The organism is Actinocorallia sp. A-T 12471, from assembly GCF_033875155.1.
GTDB lineage: Bacteria > Actinomycetota > Actinomycetes > Streptosporangiales > Streptosporangiaceae > Actinocorallia.
In genome coordinates, this window is record NZ_JAWZTE010000007.1 from 168,260 (window position 1) to 183,342 (window position 15,083).

Annotated in this window: 15 protein-coding genes and 1 pseudogene; 9 read left to right on the forward strand and 7 right to left on the reverse strand. The window is 71.4% G+C overall.

What is annotated here, in order from left to right; genetic code table 11:
- Nucleotides 1–14: 14 nt before the first annotated feature.
- Nucleotides 15–971 (forward strand): YafY family protein, encoded by a 957-nt coding sequence (locus R9X44_RS20985; protein WP_319815927.1) that lies wholly within the window; start codon nucleotides 15–17, stop codon nucleotides 969–971.
- A 15-nt stretch (nucleotides 972–986) separates the two neighbouring features.
- Here the strand turns inward: R9X44_RS20985 and R9X44_RS20990 are convergent, their stop codons facing one another.
- The 6 genes from R9X44_RS20990 to R9X44_RS21015 form a co-directional block, all read right to left on the reverse strand.
- Nucleotides 987–1,892 (reverse strand): SDR family oxidoreductase, encoded by a 906-nt coding sequence (locus tag R9X44_RS20990; RefSeq protein ID WP_319815928.1) that lies wholly within the window; start codon nucleotides 1,890–1,892, stop codon nucleotides 987–989.
- A gap of 66 nt (nucleotides 1,893–1,958) precedes the next feature.
- Entirely contained in the window at nucleotides 1,959–2,405 is a 447-nt protein-coding gene (locus tag R9X44_RS20995) for a helix-turn-helix transcriptional regulator (RefSeq protein WP_319815929.1), read from the reverse strand.
- An 80-nt stretch (nucleotides 2,406–2,485) separates the two neighbouring features.
- On the reverse strand, nucleotides 2,486–2,959 hold the full coding sequence (locus R9X44_RS21000) for a carboxymuconolactone decarboxylase family protein (protein ID WP_319815930.1): 474 nt from the start codon (nucleotides 2,957–2,959) through the stop codon (nucleotides 2,486–2,488).
- Between the two features lie 138 nt (nucleotides 2,960–3,097).
- Entirely contained in the window at nucleotides 3,098–5,476 is a 2,379-nt protein-coding gene (locus tag R9X44_RS21005; protein ID WP_319815931.1) for an excinuclease ABC subunit UvrA, read from the reverse strand.
- A gap of 166 nt (nucleotides 5,477–5,642) precedes the next feature.
- The gene (locus tag R9X44_RS21010) at nucleotides 5,643–6,053 is read right to left on the reverse strand and encodes a VOC family protein (RefSeq protein WP_319815932.1); all 411 of its coding nucleotides are present in this window, start codon (nucleotides 6,051–6,053) and stop codon (nucleotides 5,643–5,645) included.
- A 64-nt stretch (nucleotides 6,054–6,117) separates the two neighbouring features.
- A complete protein-coding gene (locus R9X44_RS21015) occupies nucleotides 6,118–6,726 on the reverse strand; it encodes a hypothetical protein (protein ID WP_319815933.1) in 609 nt (202 codons plus the stop codon).
- Between the two features lie 692 nt (nucleotides 6,727–7,418).
- Here R9X44_RS21015 and R9X44_RS21020 point away from each other — a divergent pair.
- The 4 genes and pseudogenes from R9X44_RS21020 (at nucleotide 7,419) to R9X44_RS21035 (ending at nucleotide 10,418) form a co-directional block, all read left to right on the forward strand.
- Entirely contained in the window at nucleotides 7,419–8,003 is a 585-nt protein-coding gene (locus R9X44_RS21020) for a hypothetical protein (RefSeq protein WP_319815934.1), read from the forward strand.
- Between the two features lie 252 nt (nucleotides 8,004–8,255).
- Nucleotides 8,256–8,774: a hypothetical protein gene (locus tag R9X44_RS21025; RefSeq protein WP_319815935.1), complete on the forward strand. Its 519-nt coding sequence runs from the start codon at nucleotides 8,256–8,258 to the stop codon at nucleotides 8,772–8,774.
- Nucleotides 8,775–8,881: 107 nt separating this feature from the next.
- A pseudogene (locus R9X44_RS21030) lies at nucleotides 8,882–8,956 on the forward strand (hypothetical protein); the annotation flags it as partial.
- Between the two features lie 571 nt (nucleotides 8,957–9,527).
- Nucleotides 9,528–10,418: an amidohydrolase family protein gene (locus R9X44_RS21035; RefSeq protein WP_319815936.1), complete on the forward strand. Its 891-nt coding sequence runs from the start codon at nucleotides 9,528–9,530 to the stop codon at nucleotides 10,416–10,418.
- Between the two features lie 197 nt (nucleotides 10,419–10,615).
- Here the strand turns inward: R9X44_RS21035 and R9X44_RS21040 are convergent, their stop codons facing one another.
- A complete protein-coding gene (locus R9X44_RS21040) occupies nucleotides 10,616–11,998 on the reverse strand; it encodes an FAD-dependent monooxygenase (RefSeq protein ID WP_319815937.1) in 1,383 nt (460 codons plus the stop codon).
- An 84-nt stretch (nucleotides 11,999–12,082) separates the two neighbouring features.
- On the opposite strand from R9X44_RS21040, the gene R9X44_RS21045 reads away from it, so the two are divergent.
- The 4 genes from R9X44_RS21045 (at nucleotide 12,083) to R9X44_RS21060 (ending at nucleotide 14,911) form a co-directional block, all read left to right on the forward strand.
- Entirely contained in the window at nucleotides 12,083–12,658 is a 576-nt protein-coding gene (locus tag R9X44_RS21045; protein WP_319815938.1) for a TetR family transcriptional regulator, read from the forward strand.
- A gap of 63 nt (nucleotides 12,659–12,721) precedes the next feature.
- A complete protein-coding gene (locus tag R9X44_RS21050; RefSeq protein ID WP_319815939.1) occupies nucleotides 12,722–13,207 on the forward strand; it encodes a SigE family RNA polymerase sigma factor in 486 nt (161 codons plus the stop codon).
- A complete protein-coding gene (locus R9X44_RS21055) occupies nucleotides 13,204–14,346 on the forward strand; it encodes a hypothetical protein (protein ID WP_319815940.1) in 1,143 nt (380 codons plus the stop codon). Before R9X44_RS21050 ends, R9X44_RS21055 begins: the two co-directional genes overlap by 4 nt.
- Nucleotides 14,347–14,452: 106 nt before the next feature.
- Nucleotides 14,453–14,911 carry a nitroreductase family deazaflavin-dependent oxidoreductase gene (locus R9X44_RS21060; protein ID WP_319815941.1) on the forward strand — a complete coding sequence of 153 codons (459 nt, stop codon included), beginning with the start codon at nucleotides 14,453–14,455 and terminating at the stop codon, nucleotides 14,909–14,911.
- The last annotated feature ends 172 nt before the right edge of the window (nucleotides 14,912–15,083 follow it).

Below are 15,083 nucleotides of genomic sequence, written 5' to 3' on the forward strand. Positions count from 1 at the left end.
GGTACGGTACCGGGGTGCGCGCCGCCCGGTTGATCTCCCTTGTGCTGCTGCTCCAGTCGCGCGGGCCGCTGACCGCCGCCGAGATGGCCGCCGAACTCGAGGTGTCGGAACGGACGCTGTACCGCGACATGCAGGCGCTCGCCGACGCCGGGGTCCCGGTGTACGCCGAGCAGGGCAGGCACGGCGGATACCGGCTCGTCGGCGGGTTCCGCACCCGGCTGACCGGGCTCACCCGCGAGGAGGCCGAGGCGCTGTTCCTCACCGGGCTCGACGGGCCCGCCGGCCAGCTCGGGCTCGCCGACGCCGCCGCGTCGGCGCGGCTCAAGCTGCTGGCCGCGCTGCCCGAACCGTTCCGGGAGGCCCCGGACCGGACCGGCCGCCGCTTCCACCTCGACATCCCAGGCTGGTGGACCGACGCGTCGCCGCCGCCGCTGCTGGCCGAACTCGCCGAGGCCGTCTGGACCGACCGGGAGATCGCGCTCGGCTACCGCGCGACCACCCGGACCGTCCTGCCGTACGGGCTCGTCCTCAAGGGCGGCGTCTGGTACCTCGTCGCCGCGGTCGGGGAACAGTTCCGGACATATCGGGTGGATCGCATCTTCTCGGTGGCCGAGACGGGTGCGGTGTTCGCGCGGGACCCCGGGTTCGACCTGGCCGCGCACTGGGCCGAGCGGTCCGCCGAGTTCGTCGCGTCGATGTGCCACGAGGAGATCACCGTGCGGCTCAGCCGGCGCGCGGTGCGGGGGCTGCGGCGGGTCGCCGAGCCGCCCGCCGTCGAGCGCGCCCTTGCGTCGTTGGGCGCGCCCGACGGGCGGGGCTGGGCCGTCGCGGTGCTGCCGGTCGAGAACCTCGACGTGGCCTTCGACCAGGTGCTCCGGCTCGGGGCCGAGGTCGAGGTGCTTGCGCCGCCTGAGCTGCGCGCGCGGGTCGGCGAGGCGGCCGCGCGCTTGGCCGAGCTGTACCGGACATGACCCGTGTGAGGCAGGTCAGCGGTAGCCGGTGACGTCGGCGGGGCGGCCCGCGTCCTGGACCTCGACGATGTAGCGCCACGCGTCGGGGCGGCTGCCGTCGGCGTCGGTGAAGCCGTAGACCTGGGCGAGGCCGCCGCTGGACAGTGACGCGCCGTTCCAGCGGGCCCGGTCGGGGTCGGTCGCCAGGGCGGCGACGGCGCGGCCCACGTACAGCGGGGACTCGGAGATCGCGAAGTGCGGCTCCCTGACGAGGGCGTCACGCCAGTTGGCCTCGGTGACGCCGTAGTGCTCGAGCATCAGCTCCGAGCGGAGCCAGCCGGGCGTCAGCGACACCGCGGTCCCGCCGAGCGGCGCGAGTTCCTTGGCCTGGGCGAAGCCGAGCCGGTTCACCGACACCTTCGCCAGGTCGTAGAACAGGGAGACCCGGTAGTTCTCGGCGTTGTACTCCGAGGTCCCGTCGGTCATCTCCACGACGAGCCCGCCTGGCCGTCTGATCAGCAGCGGGAGCGCGTAGTGGCTGGTGATGACGTGGGTGTCGACCGCAAGGCGCAGCAGGCGCAGGCCCGCGTCGAGCGAGTGCTCCCAGACCCGTGCGTTCCAGTCGAACAGCAGTTCGCCGCCCCAGATGTCGTTCACCAGGACGTCGAGCCTGCCCTGTTCGGCGTCGATCCGCTCGACAAGCGCCTCCACCTGCTCGGGCACAAGATGGTCGACGACGACCGGAATGCTCTCTCCGCCCGCTTCCGTCACCAGTGCGGCGGTCTCCTCGATGGTCTCGGGGCGGTCCATCTCCGACCGTTTGCCGCCCCCGCTCCTTCCCGTCACGTAGACCGTCGCACCGACGGCCCCCAACGCGACGGCCACACCCCGTCCCGCGCCCCGGGTGGCTCCCGCCACCAGCGCGATCATCCGTTCGCTCATGCGCTCAGCCTCCCGGGTAACCCTGCCAACGAGTGTCAGTCTTTCCGGGGGGAGTTCGCGGGGGCGTCAGGCGGACTTGGGCTCGGCCGGGTTGTCGCGGTTGCGGACCGGCCGGGTGACCTGCTTGGCCACACACGACGGGATGCCCTCGGTAGCCGCGGCGGCGTCGCGCCGGTAGGTGCTCGGCGGGACCCCGACAAGCTCGGTGAACCGGGTGCTGAACGTGCCGAGCGAGGAGCAGCCGACCTCGAAGCAGACCTCGGTGACCGACATGTCGCCGCGCCGCAGCAGCGCCATCGCCCGCTCGATCCTGCGGGTCATCAGATAGGAATAGGGCGATTCGCCGTAGGCGCGCCGGAACTCCCGGCTGAGATGGCCCGCCGACATGTGCGCGCCGCGCGCCAGCGCCTCGACGTCGAGCGGCTTGGCGTACTCGCGGTCGATCCTGTCCTTGACCTTGCGCAGCCGCGCGAGATCGCTCAGCCGCTGCTCAGGGGTGGATCTGCTGGTCATATCTCTGATCCTGCCACAGCGGCGGCGCGCGCGTCCGTCCCGGCCGTGTCCGCGGACGGACGCGGCCGGGGCCGTCGCCGTCAGCCGAACTGGCCGGGCTGGTAGCCGCCCGCGGGCTGCTGGAGGATCACGTTCACCCGGTTGAACGCGTTGATGATCGCGATCACCGACACGAGGGCGACGAGCTCGTTCTCGTCGTAGTGCTTGGCGGCGTTCGCCCACACCTCGTCCGGGACGCCGCCCGCGCCGTCGGCGAGACGGGTGCCCTGCTCGGCGAGCTCGAGCGCGGCGCGCTCGGCCTCGGTGAAGACCGTCGCCTCACGCCAGGCCGCGACGAGGTTGACGCGGAGCGGGGTCTCCCCCGCGGCGAGCGCGTCCTTGGTGTGCATGTCGAGGCAGAAGCCGCAGCCGTTGATCTGGCTCGCGCGGATCTTCACCAGCTCCGCGGTCGCCTCGGGCAGCGACGATGACGCGATCGCCTGGTTCGCCCCGATGAGGTGCTTCAGCACCTTCTGTGCGACCGGGTTTCCGAAGGCGTTCAGTCGGGCTTCCATGATGGCTCCTTCGCCGTCTTGGGTTCGCTTCACCCACTCGACGGGATGGGGCCGCGCTTTGTGACGCCGTCGGGGGGTGACCCGCGTCACGTTCCCGGGGAGCGACCCCGGAATCGTCTTCCGGGGCCGCTTTATGGGTCAGCGGCCGACGTAGTCGGCCAGGTGCTCGCCGGTGAGGGTCGAGCGGGCGGCGACGAGCTCGGCGGGGGTGCCCTCGAAGACGACGCTGCCGCCGTCGTGGCCCGCGCCGGGGCCGATGTCGATGATCCAGTCGGCGTGCGCCATGACGGCCTGGTGGTGCTCCACGACGATCACCGACTTGCCCGACTCGACAAGGCGGTCGAGCAGGCCGAGCAGCTGCTCGACGTCGGCGAGGTGCAGGCCGGTGGTGGGCTCGTCAAGGACGTAGACGCCGCCCTTCTCGGCCATGTGCACCGCCAGCTTGAGGCGCTGGCGCTCGCCGCCCGACAGGGTCGTCAGCGGCTGGCCCAGGCTCACATAGCCGAGGCCGACGTCGGCGAGCCGCTTCAGGATCGCGTGCGCGGCGGGGATGCGCGCCTCGCCCGCGCCGAAGAACTCCTCGGCCTCGGCGACCGACATCGCCAGGACCTCGCTGATGTCGCGGCCGCCGAAGCGGTACTCAAGGACCGAGGAGTCGAAGCGCTTGCCCTCGCACTCCTCACACGGCGTCGCGACCCCGGCCATCATCGCCAGGTCCATGAAGATCACGCCGGCGCCGTTGCAGGCCGGGCACGCGCCCGCGGAGTTCGCGCTGAACAGGGCCGGCTTGACGCCGTTGGCCTTGGCGAACGCCTTGCGGATCGGCTCGAGCAGGCCCGTGTAGGTCGCCGGGTTGCTGCGGCGGGAACCCCGGATCGGGCTCTGGTCGACCGAGACGACGCCCGCGCCCTTGGGGATCGAGCCGTGCACGAGCGAGCTCTTGCCGGAACCCGCGACGCCCGTCACCACGACGAGGACGCCGAGCGGGACGTCGACGTCGACGTCCTTGAGGTTGTTGGCGTTCTCGCCGCGGATCTCCAGGGCCCCGGACGGCTTGCGCACCGACTCCTTGAGCGCGGCGCGGTCGTCGAGGTGGCGGCCGGTGACGGTGTCGCTGGCGCGCAGGCCCTCGACCGAGCCCTCGAAGCAGACCGTGCCGCCGCCCGTGCCCGCGCCGGGACCGAGGTCAACGATGTGGTCGGCGATCTGGATCATCTCGGGCTTGTGCTCGACCACCAGGACCGTGTTGCCCTTGTCGCGCAGGCGCAGCAGCAGCTGGTTGGCGCGCTGGATGTCGTGCGGGTGCAGGCCGGAGGTGGGCTCGTCAAAGACGTAGGTGGTGTCGGTGAGGGCCGAGCCGAGATGCCTGATCATCTTCGTGCGCTGCGCCTCGCCGCCCGACAGCGTGCCCGCGGGACGCTCCAGGGACAGGTAGCCGAGGCCGATCTCCACGAAGGAGTCGAGGGTGTGGCCGAGCTTCACCAGCAGCGGGGCCACCGTGGGCTCGTCAAGCTCGCGGACCCAGGCGGCGAGATCGGTGATCTGCATCCGGCACGCGTCGGCGATGCTGATGCCGTTGATCTTGACGGATCGGGCCGCCTCGCTCAGCCGGGTGCCCTCGCACTCGGGGCAGTCGGTGAACGTCGTCGCCCGCTCCACGAACGCGCGGATGTGCGGCTGCATCGCCTCGACGTCCTTGGCGAGGAACGACTTCTGGATCTTCGGGATCAGACCCTCGTAGGTCACGTTGATCCCGTCGACCTTGATCTTGGTCGGCTCCTTGTAGAGGAGGTCGTCGAGCTCCTGCTTGGTGAACTGGCCGACCGGCTTGTCGGCGTCGAAGAAGCCGCAGCCGGTGAAGATCCGCCCGTACCAGCCGTCCATGCTGTAGCCCGGGATGGTGATCGCGCCCTCGCTGATCGACTTTGACGCGTCGTAGATCGCGGTGAGGTCGAAGTCGGAGACCTTGCCGCGGCCCTCACAGTTCGGGCACATGCCGCCGGTCCTGGTGAAGGTCACCTTCTCGGCCTTGGCGTCCGCGCCCTTCTCCACCTTGATCGCGCCGGACGCCTTGACCGTCGGGGTGTTGAAGGAGAACGCGCTCGGCGGGCCGATGTAGGGCTTGCCGAGGCGGCTGAACAGGATGCGCAGCATCGCGTTTGCGTCGGTGGCGGTGCCGACGGTCGAGCGGGGGTCGGAACCCATCCGCTGCTGGTCCACGATGATCGCGGTGGTCAGGCCCTCGAGGACGTCGACCTCCGGGCGGGCCAGGGTCGGCATGAAGCCCTGCACGAAGGTGCTGTAGGTCTCGTTGATCAGCCGCTGCGACTCCGCGGCGATCGTGCTGAACACCAGGGAGCTCTTGCCGGAACCCGACACCCCCGTGAACACCGTCAGCCTGCGCTTGGGCAGCTCGACGCTCACGTCCTTCAGGTTGTTCTCCCGCGCGCCCTGCACCCGGATCAGATCATGGCTGTCGGCGGCGTGGGCCGGCTCGTTCCCCGTGGCCTTGGTCATCGTCTCTCCATCTGTCGGGTGGGGCCGCCCGCGCGGCCTCCTCCGGCGCCTGGCCCGATCCGGGCCGGTTCGAGCATATGTGTGACGCGCCGCACCTGGGCGCGGAACGACGGCGGCGCCGCGCGCGGGCGCGGCACCGTCGTCGGACTGCTGTGCTGCCTGGCGTTCAGCCGGCTTCCTGGATGCGGACCATGTTCCCCGCGGGATCGCGGAACGCGCAGTCGCGGACCCCGTAGGGCTGCTCGGTCGGCTCCTGGACGACCTCGGCGTCACCGGCCTGGAGCCGCTCGAACGTCCCGTCGAGATCCGGCGTCGACAGGATCACGCTGGCGTAGGTGCCCTTCGCCATCATCTCGGTGATCACCCGCCGCTCCTCGTCGGTGACGCCAGGGTCGGCCGCCGGCGGATGCAGCACGATCGACGTCTCGGGCTGCCCCTTGGGCCCGACCGTGATCCACCGCAACCCCCCGTATCCGACGTCCTTGCGGACCTCGAACCCGAGCTGGTCCCGGTAGAACCCCAGCGCGGCCTCCGGATCGTCCTGCGGCAAAAACGTTGAGTGAATGCTGATGTCCATGCCCTCAACGCTAGGCCCACCCCCACCACCCCCGCTTCTCGATTCCTGACCACTCCCCACCCCCCTACTGCCACCACATCCACACCGCCCCTTCCTTGAAGTAGCCCGGCTCCCGCAACGTGACCCGCAACGCCTCAAGCGGCCCCGCCCCCACGGGCCGGACGACCTCCAGATACTCGACCCCGCCCCCCGTCCCGACGCCCAGGGCCCCCTCGGACACGGCCCTGGTCAGCAGCTCGGGCGTGTTCCCCGAGATCCACCGCTCAAGCCCGTCGAGTTCCGGAAGCGTCAACTCCCGCTGGGCCTCGGGAATCGCACGCAGCCGCTCCCTGGCCACCGCGAAGTCCTCACCGCGCCGCCACAGCACCCGCATGGGCACGTCCGGACGACGATCGAGGTTGACCTTGATCCGCCGCCGCGCCCCCCTCAGCGCCTTCCTGAACGGCGCATACGCGTCCCTGGCCTGGAAGAACCGCTCCATCGTCTCTTCCAGCCACCTCTCGGAGTGCTCGAACTCCACGTGCACGTCCACGTTGTCCATCTCGCGCGCACCCGCCGCGAACGGCCCGTAAACGTGGATCTCCTGCACGAGCGAAACCGGATACTCGCCCCCGTCCCGTTCAAGCCGGTCCAACAACTCCACGACCAGCGCCGCCGCCTCTTCCCGCCGCACCGCGCCTCCTCTACTACCTCTGGGTAGCCATGACGGTACGCCGGGGGTCTGACAGTTCTCGTGAGTGTGGGAAACGCGGGTGTGCGGGTCTCTGCGGATGCAACGCGGGGTGGGGATGGCTGCGTCTTGGAGATATGCGGAGAATCTGGGTGGTGGCGGGCTTGGTGGTGCTTCTGGGTGGATGTTCGGGTGGAGGGAGCGGGTCGGGCCGGGAGGCGGGGGCTTCTGACCCCGTGCGTGAACCAGGGAGTGTGCGGGTGGTGGAGGGGGTGGGTGGGTTGTCGTGGAGTGGGGCTGTTTAGGCGGGGCGGGAGGTTGTGGTTTGGGGTGGGGCGCGGAGGGTGGGGGAAGTGGGCGGGGCGGGGGAGGTTGGGGTGGAGTGGCCGTCGGAGGGGGGTGCTTACGATCCGGTGGCGGGGCGGTGGCGGGTGCTGGCTCAGGGGCCGTTGGCGGGGCGGAGTCATCCGGTGCTGGTGTGGACTGGGCGGAATGTGCTCGTCGTCGGGGGGTATCAGGGGGGCGGGCGGCTTAAGGATGGGGCTGCGTACGATCTCGGGTCTGATTCGTGGGTGGGGTTGCCGGATGCGCCTGCGGTGCCGTCGGAGCACGCGGTGTGGACGGGGAGTGAGGCGGTGTTCGTGTCGCCGGGTGGGGGGATCGCGTATGACCCGGCGAAGGGAGGTTGGCGGACGTTGGCCAAGGGGCCTCGGCTGCGGTGGATTGAGGACGTCGTGTGGACGGGGTCCGAGGTGATCGCGTTCGGGTCGGACGGGGGGCATGAGCTTGTGGGGGTCGCTTACAGTCCGGCCGATGATCGGTGGCGGAGGCTTTCCGCATCCGGCGTCTCCGCTGATCTCGGGCACGTTGTGGTGTGGGACTCCGGGCTTGTGTTCCTTGTGTCGCCGTATCCGGATCGGGTGGACGGGGGCGAGGTGAACCCGTTCCCGGAGGCGCTCGATCCCGGTGGGGTGTACGACCCGGCGAACGATCGGTGGTCGGCGTTGCCGGTCGCGGAGGGCGTAGCGGTGTCGTCGGCGACGGGGGCGGTCACCGGGAAGGGCGTCGTCTTCTGGGACGGGGTCGGGGACGCCGCGGTCTTCGACCTTGAGGGACGGCGTTGGAGCGCGCTCAAGACGCCGCGTCAGGAGGAGCGTGACGGGGGTGTGCCCGTCTGGACCGGGTCCGAGTTGATCATCTGGGGTGGGGACGGGTGCGGGCCGCTCGCCAAGTGCGCCGGGCCGATCCCGCCGCCCGACCCGGTCGCGCTCACACCCTGACGGGCTCGCCTGCTCGCGACGCGGAGCGGCTTGCGTGCGCGGTCACGGAGGCTTCGGGCGTATTGTCGCGAAATGACCGCGCCGACCGTGTGTGCCCGTGCTTCCGTCCGACGTTCCCGATTTGCTGCGGAGGACCTTGGGGCCGTCGGTGCGCCGAAGGCTCCCTGGGCCGGGCGGCGGGTCGGGCGGGTGGCGCGGGTCGTCGCGGTGGTCGCGCTCGGGCTGGGGGTCGTGGGCTGTGGTTCCGCGGTCATGGATTCGGCCACGGTGAACCGGCTCAAGGCGCAGGGGGTGGATCCCGCGCTCATCTACAAGGTCGACGTGCCGGGGTTCACGGCAGCCGAGCAGTCCATGGGGGTCGTCGGGGAGGACGGGTACGGCGTGTCGTACACGTCGGCGGACTTTCCGGGGCAGACCGTCCATCTGCGGGTCGACCACGGGACGTTCGGGGAGCGCGACTGTGCCTTGCCGATCTTTGAGGGCGGCCCGACCGCGTCCATCGTGTGCACCGGCGACGGGGAGGGCTGGTACCGCAAGGGCGGCGGACGCCACGAGTACGTCCTACCGGTCGCGGACCACCTGCTCCGCCTGAACGCCCCGGACACCGCGCTCGACCACAGCGCGCTACGCGCCTCCCTAACGAACGCGCAGCCGCTCATCGAGGCCCCCGCGACGCCCACGCCGACAGAGCCCGTCCCCTCGGTCACCCGCGGCGACCTGCCCAGCATCGGCGACGGCGCCCCCCTCGACCCTCCCCCCGCCGGCGGCTAAGCCCAGCCTCCCGGTGAGGGCGGTGCGGGCGGTGGTGGGGTTAGGGTCGGGGGTTGAGCGGGCGCTCAAAGTGGGGGGTGTGGGTGACGGGGACCAAGGTCAGGTTGATGCGGGGGGCGCTCGACACGCTGCGGGACAGGGGGATCGCCGGGGCGTCGGCGCGGAATGTCGCGGCGGCGGCGGGCGTCAACCAGGCGCTGGTGTTCCACCACTTCGGGAGCGTCAGCGGGCTGCTCACGGCGGCGTGCGCGTACGGGTCGCGGGAGCTCGTCGCGGCTTACCGGGAGCGCTTCGAGGCAGTCAGCGACCTCGGGGGGCTGCTCGCGCTCGGCCGGACCATCCGGGCGGACGAACGCGCCGACCTCGCCGTCCTGGCCCAGCTCCTCGCGGGCGGGCAGTCCTCCCCCGACCTCGCCAAGGCGAGCGCCGACGGGCTCGCGCTGTGGACCGACGAGGTCGAAGGCGTCCTGGTCCGGGTCCTCGCTGCCTCGCCGGTGCGCGACTTCCTCGACCTGCGCGGCGCGGCCCGCGCCGTCACTGCGGCCTTCATCGGGCTCGACCTGTACCAGGGCGTTGACGAGGCGGGAGCGGCCTCGGCGATAAGCGCGCTGGAACAGGTCGCCGAACTCCTCGCGGTCCTCGACGATCTCGGACCCGTCGCGACCCTCGCGCCTGCGCCGCACCCGCTTAACCCGACGCGTCCGGCGTTCAGTAACGTCCGTCGGGAGCGACGGCGTCAGAAGGGCGGAGCGGGTGGACGAGGCTGCCGAGGTCACGGCGTTCTGGGAAGAGCTCGACCTTCCCGGCATCATCGACGTACACACCCATTTCCTGCCCAAACGGGTGATGGACAAGGTGTGGGCGTACTTCGACGGGGTCGGGCCGCTCACCGGAGTCCAGTGGCCGATCAGGTACCGGGCCGACGAGGACGAGCGGCTGAGGACGCTGCGGTCGTTCGGGGTCCGCGCGTTCACCGCGATGGTCTATCCGCACAAGCCGGACATGGCGGCGTGGCTGAACTCGTGGGCCGCTGACTTCGCCGCCCGCACCCCCGACTGCCTGCACACCGCGACATTCTTCCCCGAACCGGACGCCGCCGCCTATGTCCGCCGCGCGATCGAAGACGGCGCACGCGTCTTCAAGGCCCACCTTCAAGTCGGCGCCTACGACCCGCGCGACCCGCTCCTAGACGACGTGTGGGGCCTGCTGGCCGAAGCGGGCGTCCCCGTCGTCGCCCATTGCGCGTCGGGGCCCGTGCCCGGCCCGTTCACCGGCCCGGGACCCATCGGCGAGGTGCTGCGCCGCCACCCGCGTCTGCCGCTGATCGTCGCGCACTTCGGCATGCCCGAGCACAACGACTTCCTCGACCTCGCCGAGCGCCACCCCGAAGTCCGCCTCGACACGACGATGGCGTTCACCGACTTCCCCGACTTCACCAAGCCCTTCCCCACCGCCTCTCTCCCCCGCCTCCTCGACCTCCAGCCCCGCATCCTGCACGGCAGCGACTACCCCAACATCCCTTACCCCTACCTCCACTCCCTCGAGTCCCTCTCCCGCCTCAACCTCGGCGACCCCTGGCTCCGCGACGTCCTATACAACAATGCCGCTGTACTTTTCGGCCCTCCCTCCGGGCGTGCTAGCTGACCCGCGCCCGGCCCTTGGACCTACGGGCGGCTGGAGATCAGGTGTTTTAAGACGGCGGCGCTCCCTTGAACCCCCGGTCCGCTTGGGCCGCGCCTGGCGGCGCTCTCTTAAACCCCCTGGTCGCGGCACCGCGCCTTGGCGGCGCTCCCTGGAACGCGTTGCGAGGGTGTGGCGGGCGCGCTTTGGGGTGGGGTGGGCTATTGGGGGGTGGTCAGGGTTGTGGGGGTTTGGGCTGCCCAGGCTATGTAGGCGTCGGGGCGGATGAGGGTGAAGGGGGCGGGGGGTGTTGTGGTGGGGGTGGCGGTGGGGATGTGGGCGGGCAGGGTGGGGTGGTCGGTGGAGGTCAGGAGGAGGAAGTGGCCGCCGCGTAGGGCTTCGTAGAGGCGGTTGCCGGTGGTGAGGGGGAGGTCGGGGGCGCGGGTGCCGACGAGGGGGTGGGTGCCGGGTGGGCGGGGGTAGGCGACGCCGATGCCGGATATTTCGCCCAGGAGTCTTGTGCGGATGCGGGGGATGGCTAGGGCTGAGCGGGCCATGAAGGTGCGCAGGGCGCGGGCAGGGCGGGAGCGGAGCATCGCGGCTCGGATCAGGGTGCCGCTGCTGCGGAGGACCGCGCGGCCGACGGGGTGGCGTTCGGTGTGGTAACCGTCCAGGAGGCCGTCGGGAGCGCCGCGCAGGCCGGAGACGAGTCGCCAGCTGAGGTTCGCGGCGTCCTGGAGGCCGGTGTTCATGCCCTGGCCGCCCGCGGGCGAGTGGACGTGGGCGGCGTCCCCCGCGAGGAAGACCCTTCCGACGCGGTAGGCGGGGACTTGTCTTTCGTCGCTGTGGAAGCGGGAGAGCCAGCGCGGGTCGTGCATGCCGAAGTCGCTGCCCAGCGCGCGCCGGGTGACGTCGCGCACCTCGGCCAAGGCGAGCGGGACGTCTTCGCCGACGGGTCTGCGGTCCCAGGCGAAGATCCGGTGGTAGCCGTCGCCGAACGGGGCGATGAAGGCGAACGCGTCGCCGACCCCGTTGACGGTCAGGGTCTCCGCCGGGGCCTCGGCGAGCCTGACGTCCGCGAGCATGATCGACTTCAGCACCGACCTGCCGGGGAACGGCTGGCCGAGCAGCCGCCGCACGGCGCTGTGGAACCCGTCGGTGCCGATTGCGTAAGCCGCCCGGTAAGACGCGTCGCGCGTGGTGACGGTGACGCCGTCGCCGTCCTGGTCGAGCCCGACGGCCTCGGCCTCGTGGACGATGCGCGCGCCCGCCTCCACCGCCCGCTCAAGAAGCAGGTTCTCCACGTTGTACTGCGGCGTGACCAGCAGATAAGGGAACCGGCTCGGCAGCGCGCCGAGGTCGACCTCGACGCCGCCGAACAGCCGGATCCGCCGCACGGGCGTCCCGGTGGCGACGAGCCGGTCGGCGAGGCCGCGCGCGTCGAGCTGCTCAAGGGTGCGGGCGTGGACGCCGAAGGCGCGCGAGAGGTTGGAGACCCGTCCGTCCCTGCGTTCCAGGACGGTGACGGCTACACCGGCCTCGGCGAGGTCACCGGCGAGCAGCAGCCCGGTGGGGCCCGCGCCCACCACGATCACGTCGGTCATCACGACCTCCAGTCAACGCTTGTTGGCACCAGTCGAACACCCGGGGGGTTGGATGTCAACGGTTGTTTGCCTACAGTTGTTGGCATGCAGACCGAAGGCAGGCCGAGACGCTCGGACGCGACCAAGGAGGCGATCCGGAACGCGGCGCGCGAGCGGTTCGCCAAGGACGGCTACGAGCGCGCGACGATCCGGGCCATCGCCGCGGACGCGGGCATCGACCCGTCGATGGTGATGCGCTACTTCGGCAGCAAGGACCGGCTGTTCGCGGCGGCCGCCGACTTCGACCTGCGGCTGCCCGATCCGCTCGGCGTCCCGCGCGAGGAGGTCGGCAGGGTGTTCGCCGCGCACTTCGTCGCGCGCTGGGACGGCGACGAGACGCTGATGGCCCTGCTGCGCTCGGCCGTCACGCACCCGGCGGCCGCCGAGCGGATGCGCGAGGTGTTCGCGGGCCAACTCGCCCCCGCCGTCCTGGCGGTCGCGCCCGACCGGCCGGAGCAGCGCGCAGGCCTCGTCGCGACCCAGGTCCTCGGCGTGGCGCTGACCCGGTACGTGCTGCGGCTGCCGCCCGTCACCGCGCTGGAGCGCGACGAGATCGTCGCGTGGCTCGGCCCCGTCCTCCAGCACTACCTCACCGGCTCGGAGAATTCCGCGACGCCGTGACAACCTGACGTGACGCCGGACGCGTCATGAGCGGCATGAGACGGATTGAGGACGAGGTGATCCGTGTCCGCTGACGAGGAGTACACGGCATATGTCACCTCCCGAACCCTGTGGCTGCGGCGCGTGGCCTACCTGCTCTGCCAGGACTGGAACCGCGCCGACGACCTCGTGCAGACCGCTGTCACCCGCCTGTACCTCCAGTGGCGGCGCGCGTCCCAGGCCGACAGCCTCGACGCCTACACCCGCACGGTCCTGGTCAGGGTCTTCCTGAGCGAGCAGCGGACCGGGTGGTGGAAGCGCGCGGTCGTCACGGACGCGCCCCCGGACGCCGCGCGCACCGGCCCCGACCTCGCGCTCGACCTGCGGGCCGCGCTGGCCGCACTCGCGCCCCGCCAGCGCGCGGCGGTCGTGCTGCGATTCTACTGCGACATGTCGATCGAGGACACCGCGAACGCGCTCGGCTGCACCGAGGGCACCGTCAAAAGCCACACGTCACGCGCGCTGACGGCCCTGCGCCGCTCGCTGGCCATGGAAGGGAACCCGCTGTGACCGAACCCGACCTGAGGTCCCGGCTGCGCGACCTCGCCGAACGCGACGCGCCGCCCCCGCGGATCGACGTCGACCTGGCCCTCCGCAGGGGGCGGCGGAGCCGTCGGCTGCGCAGGGCGTGCGCGGTCGTCGCGCCGGCCCTGGCGGTCGCGGTGGCGGCGGTCACGCTGCTGCCCGGCGCCGACCCCGGCCCGCCGCCGCCGTCCGTCGCACCCGCGCCCGTGCCGCTGCCCAACCCGATCACCGAGCAACTGGAGTACGGCTGGCTCCCCGACGGCTACACGCCGCACTCACGGTCACTGCAGGAGGGCCGCGTCTACTTCCGGGTGACCAAAGCGGACTCCGCGGCGCAGGTCGTCGTAACGCTCTTCCCCAAGGGCCCGGAACCAGAACTCGGGTACATGCGCCGCGCGGTGCCCGCCGTGGCGATCCCCGTGCCTGACGTGGGCGGGCGGGCCGCCCATTGGCTCCAGCCTCCGCCGCCCGGCGCGGGCACCGCCGACGGGGAGGCGCGGCTCCGCGTGGAGTTCGCCCCAGGCCGCTGGGGTGAGGTCGAGGTCAACGAGACTGGCCTGTCGGCGCGGGAGCTGACCAGGATCGTCCGGAAGGTGGCGGCGGGGGTCCGGATCGTGGCGGAGCCCGCGCGGTTCCCCTTCCAGATCAGCGGATTTCCCGCCCGCCTCACCCTGGACTCCGCGGACTCCTCCCCCGAGACGGCGAACGTCCACTTCACCGAGGGGCTGGGGATCGCCCTCTACCCCTCCGACGTGCGGGACCACCCATGGCGGAACGAACCGAACACGACGGTCGACGGCCACCCCGCGCACCACCTCGTCGGCACCTCGACGACCGTGCCCGCCGACGACCTCACCCCCGAGGAACGGCGGCTGCCGGAGAACATCGCCATCGGCTCCGAGCGACTGTGCGTCTACGACGTCAACGGCATGGACGTCTGCCTGACGACAAGCGGGCACCCCAGCCCCGGCGTGACGCCTCCCCCAGGGAAGGTCAGCCTCCCCACGCCGGACTGGGCCTCGGAGATCCTGCGCCCGTCCGGCGGCCTGCTCGGCCTCTACCGCAGGATGACGGTCCTCGGCCCCCACGAGGACGCCTGGACCGCCGCCCCCTTCCTGTCCTGAGCGCGTCCGACGCGGTCGGTCAGGAATCGAGAAGCGTCGGCCACCGGCCCGCCCGTAGGTTCGAGGTGTCGGGAAAACCCCACCAAAACTACTCAAGGGAGATGAGATGGCCCAGCAGCAGACGAAGCGGGCGGCCGGGACGCCGGGGGCGTTCTCGCGGTGGATGCAGCAGAAGACGAACGCGCGGATGAGCCGGAAGATCCGGGGCGGCAAAGGCGGGTTCATGGGCATGGACGTGCTGATCCTGAACACCGTCGGGCGGCGCAGCGGGCAGTCGCGCGAGACGCCGCTCGCCTGGTTCGCCGACGAGGGCGAGGCGCGGCTCGTCGTGGCGTCCGGCGGCGGCTCGCAGCACCCGGACTGGCACGCCAACCTCATGGCGCACCCCGAGCGCGCGACGGTCGAGCTGCCGGGCCTGCCGCCCGTCCCGGTGACGCCGGAGGTCCTCGAAGGCGACGAGCGGGAGCGGGCGTGGGCGCGGATCGTCGCGGCCCAGCCGCGTTACGGCAAGTACCAGGCCAAGTCCGAGCGCCGCTACCCGGTCGTGCGCCTCACCCCCCGATGACGGGCCGCGCGGGCCGTCACCGCGCCACGACGGTGACGGCCGCCACCTCCACGCACGGCGAGGCGACCAAGGGTGACATATAGCCCACAAGATGACTTATCGGTTTCTTGACCGAACCATGGGGAAGGTTTTTACCCATGGTAACCAGCGCGGAACGAAACGTAAGGGAGGC

What these genes read in the sequence shown, in the direction of transcription:
- R9X44_RS20990 (WP_319815928.1), bottom strand. Translation starts at nt 1,892, where the DNA reads ATGAGCGAACGGATGATCGCGCTGGTGGCGGGAGCCACCCGGGGCGCG.
- R9X44_RS20995 (WP_319815929.1), bottom strand. Translation starts at nt 2,405, where the DNA reads ATGACCAGCAGATCCACCCCTGAGCAGCGGCTGAGCGATCTCGCGCGG.
- R9X44_RS21000 (WP_319815930.1), bottom strand. Translation starts at nt 2,959, where the DNA reads ATGGAAGCCCGACTGAACGCCTTCGGAAACCCGGTCGCACAGAAGGTG.
- R9X44_RS21005 (WP_319815931.1), bottom strand. Translation starts at nt 5,476, where the DNA reads ATGACCAAGGCCACGGGGAACGAGCCGGCCCACGCCGCCGACAGCCAT.
- R9X44_RS21010 (WP_319815932.1), bottom strand. Translation starts at nt 6,053, where the DNA reads ATGGACATCAGCATTCACTCAACGTTTTTGCCGCAGGACGATCCGGAG.
- R9X44_RS21025 (WP_319815935.1), top strand. Translation starts at nt 8,256, where the DNA reads ATGGATTCGGCCACGGTGAACCGGCTCAAGGCGCAGGGGGTGGATCCC.
- R9X44_RS21040 (WP_319815937.1), bottom strand. Translation starts at nt 11,998, where the DNA reads ATGACCGACGTGATCGTGGTGGGCGCGGGCCCCACCGGGCTGCTGCTC.
- R9X44_RS21045 (WP_319815938.1), top strand. Translation starts at nt 12,083, where the DNA reads ATGCAGACCGAAGGCAGGCCGAGACGCTCGGACGCGACCAAGGAGGCG.
- R9X44_RS21060 (WP_319815941.1), top strand. Translation starts at nt 14,453, where the DNA reads ATGGCCCAGCAGCAGACGAAGCGGGCGGCCGGGACGCCGGGGGCGTTC.